The organism is Microcoleus sp. S13_C3 (assembly GCF_036700905.1).
Classification (GTDB): Bacteria; Cyanobacteriota; Cyanobacteriia; order Cyanobacteriales; family Microcoleaceae; genus Microcoleus.
On the sequence record NZ_JAUBPT010000011.1, the window covers coordinates 24,628 to 39,114 of the forward strand.

Annotated in this window: 11 protein-coding genes and 1 pseudogene; 6 read left to right on the plus strand and 6 right to left on the minus strand. The window is 45.0% G+C overall.

Features of this window, described 5'->3' with window-relative positions:
• The 5 genes and pseudogenes from QUA16_RS05110 to QUA16_RS05130 all read right to left on the minus strand — a co-directional run.
• Positions 1–1,308, minus strand: a pseudogene (locus QUA16_RS05110) (WD40 repeat domain-containing protein); the annotation flags it as partial.
• The gene (locus QUA16_RS05115; protein WP_333102098.1) at positions 1,305–3,527 is read right to left on the minus strand and encodes a beta-propeller domain-containing protein; all 2,223 of its coding nucleotides are present in this window, start codon (positions 3,525–3,527) and stop codon (positions 1,305–1,307) included. The pseudogene QUA16_RS05110 and the gene QUA16_RS05115, both read right to left, overlap by 4 nt.
• A 1-nt stretch (position 3,528) precedes the next feature.
• A complete protein-coding gene (locus QUA16_RS05120; protein ID WP_333102097.1) occupies positions 3,529–5,010 on the minus strand; it encodes a WD40 repeat domain-containing protein in 1,482 nt (493 codons plus the stop codon).
• Position 5,011: 1 nt separating this feature from the next.
• Positions 5,012–7,321, minus strand: a complete 2,310-nt coding sequence (locus QUA16_RS05125; protein ID WP_333102096.1) for a WD40 repeat domain-containing protein — start codon at positions 7,319–7,321, stop codon at positions 5,012–5,014.
• Between the two features lies 1 nt (position 7,322).
• Positions 7,323–8,687, minus strand: coding sequence for an NACHT domain-containing protein (locus tag QUA16_RS05130; protein WP_333102095.1), 1,365 nt, complete (start codon positions 8,685–8,687; stop codon positions 7,323–7,325).
• Positions 8,688–9,031: 344 nt separating this feature from the next.
• Here QUA16_RS05130 and QUA16_RS05135 point away from each other — a divergent pair, with 344 nt between their 5' ends.
• From QUA16_RS05135 to QUA16_RS05150, 4 genes are all read left to right on the plus strand, one after another.
• Complete coding sequence (locus QUA16_RS05135) at positions 9,032–9,658, plus strand: ATP-binding protein (protein ID WP_333102093.1); 627 nt, start codon at positions 9,032–9,034, stop codon at positions 9,656–9,658.
• A gap of 205 nt (positions 9,659–9,863) precedes the next feature.
• A complete protein-coding gene (locus QUA16_RS05140) occupies positions 9,864–10,493 on the plus strand; it encodes an ATP-binding protein (RefSeq protein WP_333102092.1) in 630 nt (209 codons plus the stop codon).
• A 54-nt stretch (positions 10,494–10,547) separates the two neighbouring features.
• Entirely contained in the window at positions 10,548–11,309 is a 762-nt protein-coding gene (locus tag QUA16_RS05145) for a response regulator transcription factor (RefSeq protein ID WP_333102091.1), read from the plus strand.
• Positions 11,310–11,367: 58 nt separating this feature from the next.
• Positions 11,368–12,150 (plus strand): DUF4058 family protein, encoded by a 783-nt coding sequence (locus QUA16_RS05150; RefSeq protein WP_333102090.1) that lies wholly within the window; start codon positions 11,368–11,370, stop codon positions 12,148–12,150.
• A gap of 257 nt (positions 12,151–12,407) precedes the next feature.
• Here the strand turns inward: QUA16_RS05150 and QUA16_RS05155 are convergent, their stop codons facing one another.
• Positions 12,408–13,370, minus strand: a complete 963-nt coding sequence (locus tag QUA16_RS05155; RefSeq protein WP_333102117.1) for a glycosyltransferase family 9 protein — start codon at positions 13,368–13,370, stop codon at positions 12,408–12,410.
• Between the two features lie 172 nt (positions 13,371–13,542).
• Here QUA16_RS05155 and ispD point away from each other — a divergent pair, with 172 nt between their 5' ends.
• On the plus strand, positions 13,543–14,235 hold the full coding sequence (ispD, locus tag QUA16_RS05160) for a 2-C-methyl-D-erythritol 4-phosphate cytidylyltransferase (protein ID WP_333102089.1): 693 nt from the start codon (positions 13,543–13,545) through the stop codon (positions 14,233–14,235).
• A gap of 7 nt (positions 14,236–14,242) precedes the next feature.
• Positions 14,243–14,487, plus strand: a 245-nt coding sequence (locus tag QUA16_RS05165; RefSeq protein WP_333181039.1) for a hypothetical protein, incomplete at its 3' end; no start/stop codon positions are given.

Sequence of the window (14,487 nt, forward strand, 5' to 3'; positions counted from 1 at the left end):
ATCAGTGACAGCAACTGCATTGATCGAGCCGCTGTGGCTATTGAAAGTAAACAGTTCATTTCCAGTTGTTAAATCCCAGACTTTAAGGGTGTATTCATATGAAGCCGAAATTGCCTGTTTGCCGTTAGTAGTGACAGCAACTGCATTTACCTGTCTGTGACCATTGAGAGTAAACAGTTCATTTCCAGTTGCTAAATCCCAGACTTTGATGGTGTTGTCCCACGAACCAGAAATCGCCCGCTTGCTATCAGCAGTGATTGCTACTGCATTTACCGCATCGCTATGACCATTGAGAGTAAACTCTTCCTTTCGAGTTGTTAAATCCCAGACTTTGAGGGTGTTGTCCCACGAACCAGAAACCGCCCGTTTGCCGTCGGGGGTGACTGCCACTCCATGTACCGAGTTGCTGTGACCATTGAGAGTAAACAGTTCCTTTCCAGTGGTTAAATCCCAGACTTTGAGGGTGTTGTCATCTGAACCAGAAATCGCCCGCTTGCCGTCGGGGGTGACGGCTACTGCATTTACCGAATCGCTATGACCATTGAGAGTAAACAGTTCCTTTCGAGTTGTTAAATCCCAGACTTTAAGGGTGTTGTCATCTGAACCAGAAATCGCCCGCTTGCCGTCGGGGGTGACGGCTACTGCATATACCTGTCTATGACCATTGAGAGTAAACAGTTCCTTTCCAGTGGTTAAATCCCAGACTTTGAGGGTTTGGTCTCTTGAACCAGAAATCGCCCGCTTGCCATCAGCAGTAACGGCTACGGCTTTTACCGACTTGCTGTGACCTTTAAGGGTGCGTAGCAATCCCCTGCGAGAGGGAGTTAAACAAGGTGTCAAAGGACGCAACCAAGGTGCTGCTTTCCACTGCTTTGCTACTTCCAGCATTGCCTGAATATCGGGCATTTCAAAGTACAGTAAGCGCCCTAACAATTGCTGGGCCAGTTTGGTCTTATCTGCATCCAAAATATCGGCAGACATCCACAGTACCCTTTGAATCAAGTTCAAGACTTTTGCTGTTTCTGAGCTGTATTCTAGGTTAGTGACTGCTTCAAAAGCGTCAACCAAATCGAAATCATCAATCAGTGCCTGGACCCCAAACTCAGGATGCTGAATCTTTGCCATCAGAAAGTTAAAATCTGTCAGTTTTTGATAATACTTTTCTAAATTCCCTGATTTGAGATAATTTGGCAGTAAGCTGCCCAGATAAGCACGTTGATAGGAAAGTGGTTTGGCGGCTAACTTGTCAGCAAATTCTTTTAGGTAAGCAGCGGTAGAGATGGAAGTTGCCAGAGGTGAGGAATTCATGTTAGTGCCTCCACCCCTTCTAGGCGCAGGAAATATACGCGGCCGGAGCGAGCGCCTGCGACAATTGTGACTCCATCGGGTGCAATAGCGCAAGAGGCGATCGCACTTTCACCGGTGAAACTGGCAATGACATTTCCACTCGACAAATCCCAGACTTTGAGGGTTTTGTCATCGGAACCAGAAATCGCCCGTTTGCCGTCGGGGGTGAGGGCTACTGCTTTTACCGAGTTGCTGTGATCTTTGATAGTAAACTCTTCCTTTCGAGTTATTAAATCCCAGACTTTAAGTGTGTTGTCTCTTGAACCCGAAATCGCCCGCTTGCCATCCTCCGTGACGGCAACTGAATTTACCGAGTCGCTGTGAAATTTTAAAGTAAACAGTTCCTTGCTAGTTGTTAAATCCCACACTTTGAGGGTTTTATCATCTGAACCAGAAATCGCCAGCTTGCCATCAGCAGTGATAGCAACTGCATTTACCGAGTAGCTGTGGAGAGTAAACTCTTCCTTTCGAGTTGTTAAATCCCAGACTTTTATGGTGTTGTCCCACGAACCGGAAACCGCCCTCTTCCCATCAGCAGTGACGGCTACTGCATTGACTGAGTTGCTGTGACCTTCGAGAGTAAACTGTTCCTTTCCAGTTGTTAAATCCCAGACTTTGAGGGTGTTGTCGAAAGAGCCAGAAATCGCCCGCTTGCCATCAGCAGTGACGGCTACTGCATTGACCAAGTAGCTGTGACCTTGGAGAGTAAACTGTTCCTTTCGAGTAGTTAAATCCCAGACTTTGATGGTCTTGTCCCACGAACCAGAAAGCGTCCGCTTGCCATCAGGAGTAACGGCTACTGCATATACTGAGTTGCTGTGACCTTCGAGATTAAACAGTTCGTTTCCAGTTGTTAAATCCCAGACTTTAAGCGTCTTGTCATCTGAACAAGAAAGCGCCCGCTTCCCATCAGTAGTGACGGCTACTCCATTTACAAAGTTGCTGTGACCTTCGAGACTAAACAGTTCGTTTCCAGTTGTTAAATCCCAGACTTTAAGGGCCTTGTCCGATGAACAAGAAAGCGCCCGCTTGCCATTACCAGTGACTACAACTGCTTTTACCGAGCTGCTGTGACCTCTGAGAGTAAACAGTTCCTTTCGAGTTATTAAATCCCAGACCTTGAGGGTTTTGTCCCACGAACCAGAAATTGCCCACTTGCCATCAGCCGTGACGGCTACTGCTATTACTGAGTTTCTGTGACCATTGAGAGTAAACAGTTCCTTTCGAGTTATTAAGTCCCAGACTTTGATGGTGTTATCAAAAGAACCAGAAATTGCCTGCTTGCCATCAGCAGTGACAGCTACTGCATATACTGAGTTGCTGTGACCTTTGAGAGTAAATTCTTCCTTTCCAGTTGTTAAATTCCAGACTTTGAGGGTGGTGTCCAAAGAACCAGAAATTGCCCTCTTGCAATCAGCAGTGATGCCTACTGCTCTTACCGAGTACCTGTGGCCTTTGAGAGTAAGCTCTTCCTTTCCTGTGGTTAAATCCCACACTTTTAGGGTCTTGTCACTTGAAGCAGAAATTGCCCGCTTGCCATCAGCGGTGACGGCTACTGCTCTTACACAGTCGCTGTGACCTTTGAGAGTAAACTGTTCCTTTCCAGTGGTTAAATCCCACACTTTTAGGGTCTTGTCACTTGAACCAGAAATTGCCCTCTTGCCATCAGGAGTGACGGTTACTGCATTTACCCAGTAGCTGTGACCTTTAAGGGTGCGTAGTAGTCCCCTGCGAGGCGGAGTTAAACAAGGTGTCAAAGGACGCAACCAAGCTGCTGCTTTCCACTGCTTTGCTACCTCCAGCATTGCCTGAATCTCTGGGGTTTCAAAGTACAGTAAGCGCCCTAATAATTGCCCGGCCAGTTGTGTCTTATCTCGCTCCAAAATATCGGCTGACATCCACAGCGCAGCTTGAATTAAGTTAAGGAATTTCGCTTTTTCTGGGTTGTACTGTGGGTGAGTTACTGCTTCTGAATCGTCAACTAAATTAAAATCATCAATCAGTGCCTGCCTCCCAAATTCAGGATGCTGAATCTTTGCCATCAGAAAGTTAAAATCAGTCAGTTTTTGATAATACTTTTCTAAATTCCCTGATTTGAGATAATTTGGCAGTAAGCTGCCCAGATAAGCACGTTGATAGGAAAGTGGTTTGGCCGCTAACTTGTCAGCAAATTCTCCCATGTCACGCCATCCCCTTTTCTAAATACTCAGTCATCCCTTCGAGTCGCAGGAAATATACGCGGCCGGATGCGTCGCCTGCTACGATTTTGACTCCATCGGGTGCAATAGCGCAAGACGCGATCGGATTGTCGCTCATGAAACTAGCAATGATATTTCCAGTGGTTAAATCCCAGACTTTGAGGGTGTTGTCATTTGAACCAGAAATCGCCCGCTTGCCATCAGCGGTGACAGCGACTAATTTTACCCAGTCGCTGTGACCTGTGAGAGTAAACTCTTCCTTTTCTGTTGTTAAATCCCAGACTTTGAGGGTGTTATCATATGAACTAAAAATTGCCCGCTTGCCATCACCAGTGACGGCTACTGAATTTACCGAGTAGCTGTGACCATTGAGAGTAAACAGCTCCTTTTCAGTGGTTAAATCCCAGACTTTGAGGGTGTTGTCTCTGGAACCAGAAATCGCCCGCTTGCCATCAGCAGTGACAGCAACTGCATTTATCGACTGGCTGTGACTTTTGAGAGTAAACTGTTCCTTTCCAGTGGTTAAATCCCACACTTTGAGGGTGTTGTCTGTGGAACCAGAAATCGCCCGTTTGCCGTCGGGGGTGACAGCAACTGCATTTACCAAGTCGCTATGACCTTTGAGAGTAAACTGTTCCTTTCCAATTGTTAAATCCCAGACTTTGAGGGTGTTGTCCCAAGAACCAGAAATTGCCCGCTTGCTATCTGCAGTGACGGCTACTACATATACTGAGTGGCTATGACCTTTGAGAGTAAACTGTTCCTTTCCAGTTGTTAAATCCCAGACTTTGAGGGTGTCTCTGGAACCAGAAATCACCCGCTTGCCATCAGCACTGACGCCTACTACATATACCCAGTCGCTGTGACCTTTGAGAGTAAATTTTTCCTTTCCAGTTGTTAAATCCCAGACTTTGAGGGTGTTGTCCCACGAACCAGAAATTGCCCGCTTGCTATCTGCAGTGACGGTGACTGCATTTACTGAGTCGCTGTGACCTTCGAGGGTGCGTAGTAGTCCACTCCAAGGGGGAGTAAAACACGGTGTCAAAGGACGCAACCAAGCTGCTGCATTTTCCTGCTTGGCTACCTCCAGCATTGCCTGAATTGCCGGAATATTAAAGTCAAGTAAGCGCTCTAACAATTGCCCTGCCAGTTGGGTCTTATCTCGCTCCAAAATATCGGCTGAAATCCACAGTACCACTTGAATCAAGTTCAGGGCTTTCGCTTTTTCTCGGTACTCAGGGTGAGTTACTACTTCTGAATTGTCAACTAAATTAAAATCATCAATAAGTGCCTGCACTCCAAATTCAGGATGCTGAATCTTTGCCATCAGAAAGTTAAAATCAGTCAGTTTTTGATAATACTTTTCTACATGACCTGACTTGACATAATTTGGCAGTAAGCTGCCCAGATAAGCACGTTGATAGAAAAGTGGTTTGGCAGCTAACTTGTCAGCGAATTCTCCCATCTCACGCCATCCCCTTTTCTAAATACTCAGTAATCCCTTCGAGTCGCAGGAAATATACGCGGCCGGATGCGTCGCCTGCTACGATTGTGACTCCATCGGGTGCAATAGCGCAAGAGGCGATCGACCTTTCACCCGTGAAACTGGCAATGACATTTCCACTCGACAAATCCCAGACTTTGAGGGTTTTGTCAGATGAACCGGAAATCGCCCGCTTGCCATCAGCAGTGACAGCGACTGCTTTTACCCAGTCGCTGTGACCTGTGAGAGTAAACTCTTCCTTTTCAGTTGTTAAATCCCAGACTTTGAGGGTTTTGTCAGATGAACTAGAAATCGCCCGCTTGCCATCAGCAGTGAGGGCGACTGCATATACTGAGTAGCTGTGACCTTTGAGAGTAAAGTGTTCCTTTCCAGTTATTAAATCCCAGACTTTGAGGGTGTTGTCCGATGCACCAGAAATTGCCAGCTTGCCATCAGCCGTGATAGCTACTGCATTGACAGAGTTGCTGTGACCTTTGAGAGTAAATTCTTCCTTTCCCGTTGTTAAATTCCAGACTTTTAGGGTGTTGTCATGTGAACCCGAAATCGCCCGCTTGCCATCAGCAGTGATAGCGACTGTATTTACAGATTTGCTGTGACCAGTAAGAGTAAACTGTTCCTTTCGAGTTGTTAAATCCCAGACTTTGAGGGTATGATCCCACGAACCAGAAATCCCCCGCTTCCCATCAGCAGTGACGGCTACTACATATACTGAGTTGCTGTGACCTTTGAGAGTAAATTCTTCCTTTCCCGTTGTTAAATCCCAGACTTTGAGGGTGTGATCCCACGAACCAGAAATCCCCCGCTTCCCATCAGCAGTGACCGCTACTGCATTTACTAAGTCGCTATGACCTTGGAGAGTAAACTGTTCCTTGCGAGTTGTTAAATCCCAGACTTTGATGGTATTGTCCCACGAACCAGAAATTGCCCGCTTGCCATCGGGGGTGACGGCTACTGCATTTACTGAGTTTCTGTGACCTTTAAGAGTAAATTCTTCCTTTCCAGTTGTTAAATCCCAGACTTTTAGGGTGTGGTCAAATGAACCAGAAATTGCCCGCTTACCATCAGCAGTGATGGCGACTGCATTTACTGAGTTGCTGTGAACTTTGAGAGTAAACAGTTCCTTATGTAGTGAGTTGCTGTGAACTTTATTTACTGAGTTGCTGTGAACTTTGAGAGTAAACAGTTCATTTCGAGTTGTTAAATCCCAGACTTTGAGGGTGTTGTCCAATGAACCAGAAACTGCCAACTTGCCATCCTCCGTGACGGCGACTGCATTTACTGAGTCACTATGACCTTTTAAAGTAAACTCTTCGTTTCCAGTGGTTAAATCCCAGACTTTGACTGTGTTGTCCCACGAACCAGAAATTGCCCGCTTGCCATCGGGGGTGACGGCTACTGCATTTACTGAGTCGCTATGACCTTGGAGAGTAAACTGTTCGTTTCGAGTGGTTAAATCCCAGACTTTGAGGGTTTTGTCGAAAGAACCAGAAATTGCCATTTTGCTATCAGCAGTGACGGCGACTGCGTTTACCCAGTCGCTGTGACCTTGGAGAGTAAACAGTTCGTTTCCAGTGGTTAAATCCCAGACTTTTAGGGTGTTGTCTGATGAACCAGAAAGCGTCCGCTTGCCATCAGCAGTAACCGCAACTGCATTTACCAAGTTGCTATGACCTTGGAGAGTAAACTCTTCCTTTCCAGTGGTTAAATCCCAGACTTTTAGGGTGTGATCATGTGAACCAGAAATCGCCCGCTTGCCATCGGAGGTGACGGCGACTGCATTTACCGAGTAGCTGTGACCTTCGAGGGTGCGTAGCAATCCCCTGCGAGGGGGAGTTAAACAAGGTGTCAAAGGACGCAACCAAGCTGCTGCTTTCCACTGCTTTGCTACCTCCAGCATTGCCTGAATCTCGGGCATTTCAAAGTACAGTAAGCGCCCTAACAATTGTTCCGCCAGTTTGGTTTTATCTCGCTCCAAAATATCGGCTGACATCCACAGCGCCGCTTGAATCAAGTCCAGGGCTTTCGCTTTTTCTGGGTTGTACTCTCGGTGAGTTACTGCTTCAGAAGCGTCAACCAAATTGAAATCATCAATAAGTGCCTGCACTCCAAATTCAGGATGCTGAATCTTTGCCATCAGAAAGTTAAAATCTGTCAGTTTTTGATAATACTTTTCTAAATTACCTGACTTGACATAATTTGGCAGTAAACTGCCCAGATAAGCACGTTGATAGGAAAGTGGTTTGGCCGCTAACTTGTCAGCAAATTCTCCCATCTCACGCCATCCCTTTTTCTAAATACTCAACAATCCGTTGATGTACTTCCTGAAAAATCGGCCGAGTTGGATTCATCTCTCGTTTGCCTTTCAGAAAGTCAAGGAAACTAGCATGATAGATGCTGTAGCAGATTTCTTCGTCTACATTCTGCTTCTTCAAATACTCAACCCACTTCTTTTCTAAAACCTGTGCGACCTCGTATTCATCCACCTCGGCAATTCCAGAAATCATCTCGCAGGGAATCGGGGTGGCAATCTCTAGTAAAATATACAAGACCATCTCCATCAATTGCCCTGGCTTAGCTTCCATCCCCATCTTTACCCAATGGCTTTGATAATACTCTTGCAGCCCGTCGGGCAATTGCTTTAAACTCAAGTCATTGTAATCACCCTTAGCAATTGCCGGCAAAACATACCGCAAATACATAAAATTCTTTTCGCTTTTGTTTGCCACTTGCTCGACAAAAGTTGTATCGCTAATATTGCGCGCTTTAATCCAGTTTGTCAATTTATCTGTATACTCCGGATCGGTATTGATCGCATACCGAATATACTCTTTGATATCATCCTGATTGAAATCAACATACTCCTTGTCTCTTAAATCTAACTCTTTTACCGGAACATCTACTAACAACTGCTTTTTATCATAACTATATGGTCGCCGCGTCAGCATAAAATATACGTTATTGGGCAGATTTTTCGGCAAATGTAAAAGATTTACTCCCGGTTCTTGTTCGACTTCATCCAGTGCATCAATTGCAATTACCAAACGATCGCCCGCCGTGAGTTTTCCCGCCACCTGTGCCAGTAAAGTTGGTAAATCGGCGTCTTCTGAATTTTGCAATTGATAGCGGTCAATTAATTGCCGTCGAATGCTCTTCAAAAACAATTCGGGTCTGTTTCGGCGTTCGACGAGAATATTGAAATAGCAGGGAGATTTATGTTCCCAGACGTATTTGGCAACGATCGAGCTTTTGCCCATTCCCGCATCCCCGACGATCGTAAAATAACCGTGAGGATTTTCAGTGATAAATTGCTCAAAAGTCTCAAAAACAAATCCGCGTCCGCAAAACCTCCGAATTTTTTCTTCTATTAACGATCTAAATTCTTCAGGGTAGGGAGCAACTAATGGGTCTGGTTTTGGATAATAATTCTGTTTTAATTTTATAAACAATATATCCAATTTTCCGGCACCATTTTGGTCAAGAAGTTGAGGGAAAGTATTTCCAAATTTCTTGTAAATCACTCCCAGCCGCTGTTTTACCGTAGCTTCTGATATTCTTAATTCTAGTGAAAGCTCTACCTGATTGCGGGGGGCTTTTTCAGGAGAGAAGAGTGCTGCTAATAATGTTTCTGTTTGTTCCATCGATAATCCATGGCTCCCAGATTCGCCTCTCAGGAATTCTTGCCAATCCATCTAGGTTAACCCCTCATTTAACTTTATTACAACTTACCCGTCGTGCACTTAAATCATCCTGAGCCTTCCCAAGGATCTCTTAAACGGCTGGGATGCTTCCCAGTCCTGAGTCTTGCGAAGGATAGGGACTCTGCTTGACAGTAGTTTAATTATACCTTGAGTATACTTCGATTATACCGACCTCTAATAGACCTAACTTTATACCTCTGCTCAACTTCACTCAATTAAAGTGATGCGATGATTTGATCAGAAGCACAAAAGCAATTTTTGATAAACATTAGAGGTCACTAGAAATGAATCTTAACTTATTCGGCAACTCACACCCAGACGAAGATAATAGCAAAAGGGATGAAATCCCATCACTTGGGATAGGTATAAAAATTATTAGCCAAATTGCCGATGAGCTTAGTTATACCCACACTTCTGACCGTCGCAACTGTCTGTTAATTGTAAAATATTTTCACCCTGTACTACCTCACCCTAGCACTCAAGCTGATTGTTTTAAGCGAGCGACCGATACTTTAAACATTTTCAACTGGCTGAAAGAGCAAAAAACTAGCCCATCCGATCGCAGTTCTAACCAGCCACTGCAAAAAATTACTCTGCAACTCAATAGTGATATTGCCACTGTCACTCAAGTTTTATGGTGGGTGGAACAGTTAGAGAATCTACCACTTCCCGAAGAAGTTTTGCAGCTTTGTAAACTGGCGACGGTGGAGGGGTTTATCAATGCTATTCACCACCACAAAAATATGCCATCAAACACTCCGATCGATCTTGCGATCGCAGTATTTAACCAACGCATAGAAATTCAAATTTGGGATTGGGGAAAGCCTCTTAATTGCCCAGAAAAAGTTGCACCTGAACAACCGCCCGCAAAAGATACCTTGGGTTTAAAGGAGCTGCAATTTATGTTTTAGCAAAGATGGCTATATCTGCCAATCATTCTTTAATTAGTTCTGCCTGACTAGGATCGATAGGTTTTAATCTCCTGCCCGATTTACCCTAAAAATCATGGGATATCGCAAATTAAAACTCACCTTTTCTGGCGTAAATTCGTCCTTTTGGCTTCAGTAGGATATCTGTAGGAACAAAAAACATCAATATTTAGGAGAGAAAACCGTTATGAACTATAACTTAGAAAATCCGCACCGTGACGAAGATTTTAGCGAAATCGATGAAATAGGAAAAATAGGTATAAAACTTATTGGCAAAATTGCCGATGAGCTAAGTTATACCCGCACGTCGGAGGGGCGAAACTGTCTGTTAATTGTAAAATATTTTCAGCCAGCTTTAGTACCACCCCAACCTAGCACTCAAGCTACTTTTTTTAAGCGTGCGATCGACGTTTTACACAGCTTTAACTGGCTTCAAGAGCAACGGAATCCCCAATCCGGGCCAAGTTATAACCAGCCACTTCACAAAATTAAAATTCAAGTAAGTAGCGAACTCCAGGCTGTTACTCAAGTTTTATGGTGGGTCGAGCAGTTAGAGCTTCTACCCATTCCCGAAGCAGTTTTGCAGCTTTGTAAGCTTGCTGCGATCGAGGGTTTTGCCCATGCTGTTCGCCACGCCCACACAAATCGGTCATTGGAAACTCCGAAAATAGAACTGGCGATCGCAGTATTTAACAAACGCCTAGAGATCGAAATATGGGATTGGGGGAAGCCTTTTGACCTCAAGACCAAGCTGAAAGAAGAATTGCCCGAAAAAACTCTGTTTAGTTGGAACGACCTGGCCTTTACTCTTCACTAAAGATGTTCTGAAATTGCCAGTTGTCTATTGACAAGAGAAAGGAACTTTTTTGTGATGACTACTGATACTACTCCCAAGATTCTCGTTGTGGATGATGACCCATCCATCCGCACTCTAGTTCATCGTTTTTTAAATCAGAAATATCAAGTAGATTCGGCAGCAGATGGCGAGACGGCTTTAGAATTGTTTGAGAAATTCAGGCCTGTGCTAGTAATTCTCGATTGGAATTTGCCGGATACTACAGGCTATCACCTCTGCCAGGAAATGCAGCGCCGTACTAATGTTTTTGTGGTAATGCTAAGCAGCCGCACAGACGAAGCTGATAAACTTAAAGTCCTTTCCGCAGGTGCTGATGACTATATCTGCAAACCTTTTGGTTTGGCAGAGTTGGCAATTCGTATAGAAGTTGTGTTGAGACGCATGAGGTCTGTGACTCCATCACGTATTGTATTCGATGGATTCGCGATCGATTCAGCGCGTCGGGAAGCAACACTCAACGATGGCATGATCAAGTTAACAGCCTTGGAATTTAAGATATTGTATTTTTTGGCCAGTCATGCCGGTCAATCTTGGAGTCGCCAACAGCTAATCGAAAAAATTTGGGGTTGGAACTGCAACGACACAGGAGAAGAGAACGTTGTTAGCGTACATATCGGTCAAATTCGCAAGAAAATGATTCAAGCTGATGCTAGTGGGTCGCAGTTTATTAAAACTATTCGAGGCTACGGTTACAGGTTTGATCCGCCCGTTAGCGTTAGCGAAGCGATCCGAAGGAAAGCCCTCGAAGAGGATCGCACGGCAATGGCAATTTCCTAAGCTCAGCACTTTCGATATTGTATAATTGAATTAAATCGATCGCCCATGAGGTACTAAAATGCCTTCTCCCTTTCCAGGGATGAACCCTTATTTAGAAAATCCCGAATTTTGGCCCGAAGTACACCACCGTTTGATCGTTGCGATCGCCGATGACATAGAGCAAAATCTCAGTCAACAATATCGAGTGGCGATCGAAAAGCGCACTTATATGACTGGTGGGGAAGACTCTGTGGATATAGCGATTCCCGATGTATCTGTAGTCGCTGCCAGGACAACAACCCAGACACAATCAGCAGTGATGACTTTACCGCCCCGCCCCGAATTTGTAACAGTAACGCTGCCAATTTCTGAAGAATGTAGGGAAGGTTATTTAGAAATTAGAGAGGTAACAACTGGCAGGGTGGTGACAGTCATTGAAATTTTGTCTCCTGCTAACAAACGTGCTGGTGAAGGAAGAACTGCTTACCTTAGCAAGCGGCAGAAAGTTTTAGGAACTCTCACGCATTTGGTTGAGATAGATTTGCTCAGAAGCGGAAAATATCTGCCGTTTGCCAGCGAAATTCCGCAGACAGATTACCGAATCTCGATCGGCAGAGCAAATCAGCGGCCGCAAGCGCAATTATATGCTTTTAATCTTAGAGATGAAATTCCCGTGTTTAGCATTCCTTTGCAGTCACCAGATGCAGAACCGGAGTTGAATTTACAGAGTTTGTTAATGGGGGTTTACGATCGCGCCAGATTTGATTTAACATTAGACTACGATCGGGAACCTGTACCCCGTTTCAAAGAAGAAGATAGAGTTTGGGCTGATGAATTGCTGCGAGGAATAGGCAGGCGGTAAATTACAGCGCTTTTCGGGTGAGTAATATATTTGTCATAAAGCATTATAGCAGAAAATGGATCGAGTAAAAGAAAGCTCAATCTAGTCAAAGGAAGAAATCGTGCCCTTGATAAATCTCGCTTATCGCCGATTCTAGAGCCCCCTAAATCCCCCTTAAGAAGGGGGACTTTGACAATACTCTTGTCCCCCCCTTATTAAGGGGGCTAGGAGGGATCGAGCCCGAACAGTTAAACAACAGACTGGTATTACAGTAGTTCTTAGCCGCCCCAAACCTTCTTTAAAACCTCTTGAGGAGAGATGTCCGCCATTTTGCCAGTAGGAGATTTAATGCCCAAAAATCGATCGCTCTTTGGCAACAATTTCGCCGGTTCAGTCGGGCCGAACAAAGCTATTGTATAAGTTTGAACCGCCACAGCTAAGTGCATCGGCGCACTATCAGTACATATCATCAAATTAGCAGCAGCAATTGTCGCAGCCAACTTGCCGACATCATCCGGCGAGATAACTTTTACATTCGGACATAACTCGACTAACTTGGTCACGAAGTCTGCATCTTCGGGCCCTTTCACAACAACAACGGGCAAATTCGGCTGCCGCTGCTGACAATCTTCAATTATTTGCTTCCAGTTGTCTGTAGGGTAAATTTTGTCAATACCTTTAGACACAGCTAATTGACTCGAACCGCCGTGAATTAGAATGTAACCGCTTTCTTTGATTCCCAACCGCTGCTGTTCGGCTTCTGCCCACTGAATATCCTGTTTAGGTACATTAATTGCCAGTGGCGGACAAGGATTTTTAATGTTGAATCCTTGCAGCAAATCGTGGTACATTGAAGCGGCGTACTGTTCAGTTTTCAGCGGTATCGCAGCCGTGAGAAATCGAGCGCCATTGGTTCCAGAATAGCCAACTCTCTGCGGAATGCCGGTCAGCCACAGCAGCAGTCCTACAGTCCACCGCTGGCCTAGGGAAATCACTGCTTCGTATTCGCGATCGCGAATTACGCCCAGTAAATTGCCCAAATCTGCCATAGCGTTGCGGTCTTTGAAATTGTACGTCAAAACTTCTTTGACGGATTTGCAGACTCGGTAAGCACCCTTTGCCCTCGGTTCCACGATGACATCAATTTGCGCGTCGGGATAAGACTGCTTGAGGTCATCAAGAGTGGGGAAAAATAAAATTTGGTCGCCAATCCCGCCAGGGACAAGTGCTAGTATTCGCATCATAAACGATCGGGCTATTATTGATCGAGGTAGCTCTCAGAGATCGGCTCTCAACTATCAGCTTATAGTATTTCTAGACCTTAAAAGCTACTGGCTGACAGCTAAACAACTGACTCAAAAGTACAGGACGCTCTTATTATATATATCTAGTTGGGTTAAAAACGGTTAGTAAATGCACTTATTAATTCCTGCAGCGGGTTCGGGGCGACGGATGGGGAGTCAGCGGAACAAACTGCTGCTGACTTTGCTCTCTAAACCTTTGCTGAGTTGGACTTTGGCTGCGGCTGAAGCTTCGCAGCACATTAGCTGGATTGGCATCATGGGCCAGCCAGACGATTTTCCGGATTTTAAAGCAATTCTGAGCGATTTATCTTTGGTTAAGCCCGTGGAACTGATTCAAGGAGGCGCCACCAGGCAAGAGTCAGTTTACAACGGTTTGCAGGCTTTGCCCCCCAATGCCGATCGAGTGTTGATTCACGACGGCGCCAGGTGTTTGGCAACTGCTGAATTGTTCGATCGAGCGGCAGAGGCTCTTTTGAGCTGTCCGGGCTTGATTGTCGCCGTCCCGGTCAAGGATACGATTAAGGTCGTAGATGAGCGCCGGATCGTGCGAGACACCCCAGACAGAAGCAATTTGTGGGCGGCCCAGACTCCCCAAGGATTTGAAGTGAAATTGTTAAAGCAGTGTCATGAAGAAGGGCGACAAAAAGGTTGGGAAGTAACAGACGATGCGGCTTTGTTTGAAAAATGCGGTTTACCAGTGCAAATTGTGGAGGGGGAAGAGACGAATTTGAAAGTCACAACGCCCGTAGATTTAGCACTAGCTGAATTTATTTTGCGGCAGAGAACAGATAAGAGTAAATAGAATTTTTTTGAGTATTTTTAAGAACGGGCAAGATGCCCGTTCCACAATCAATAATTTGTGTGTTGTGAAACAGGCATCTTGCCTGTTCAATAATAATTTGTTAGTTGTGGAACAGGCATCTTGCCTGTTCAATAATAATTTGTTAGTTGTGGAACAGGCATCTTGCCTGTTCAATAATAATTTGTGTGTTGTGAAACAGGCATCTTGCCTGTTCAATAATAATTTGTTAGTTGTGGAACAGGCATCTTGCCT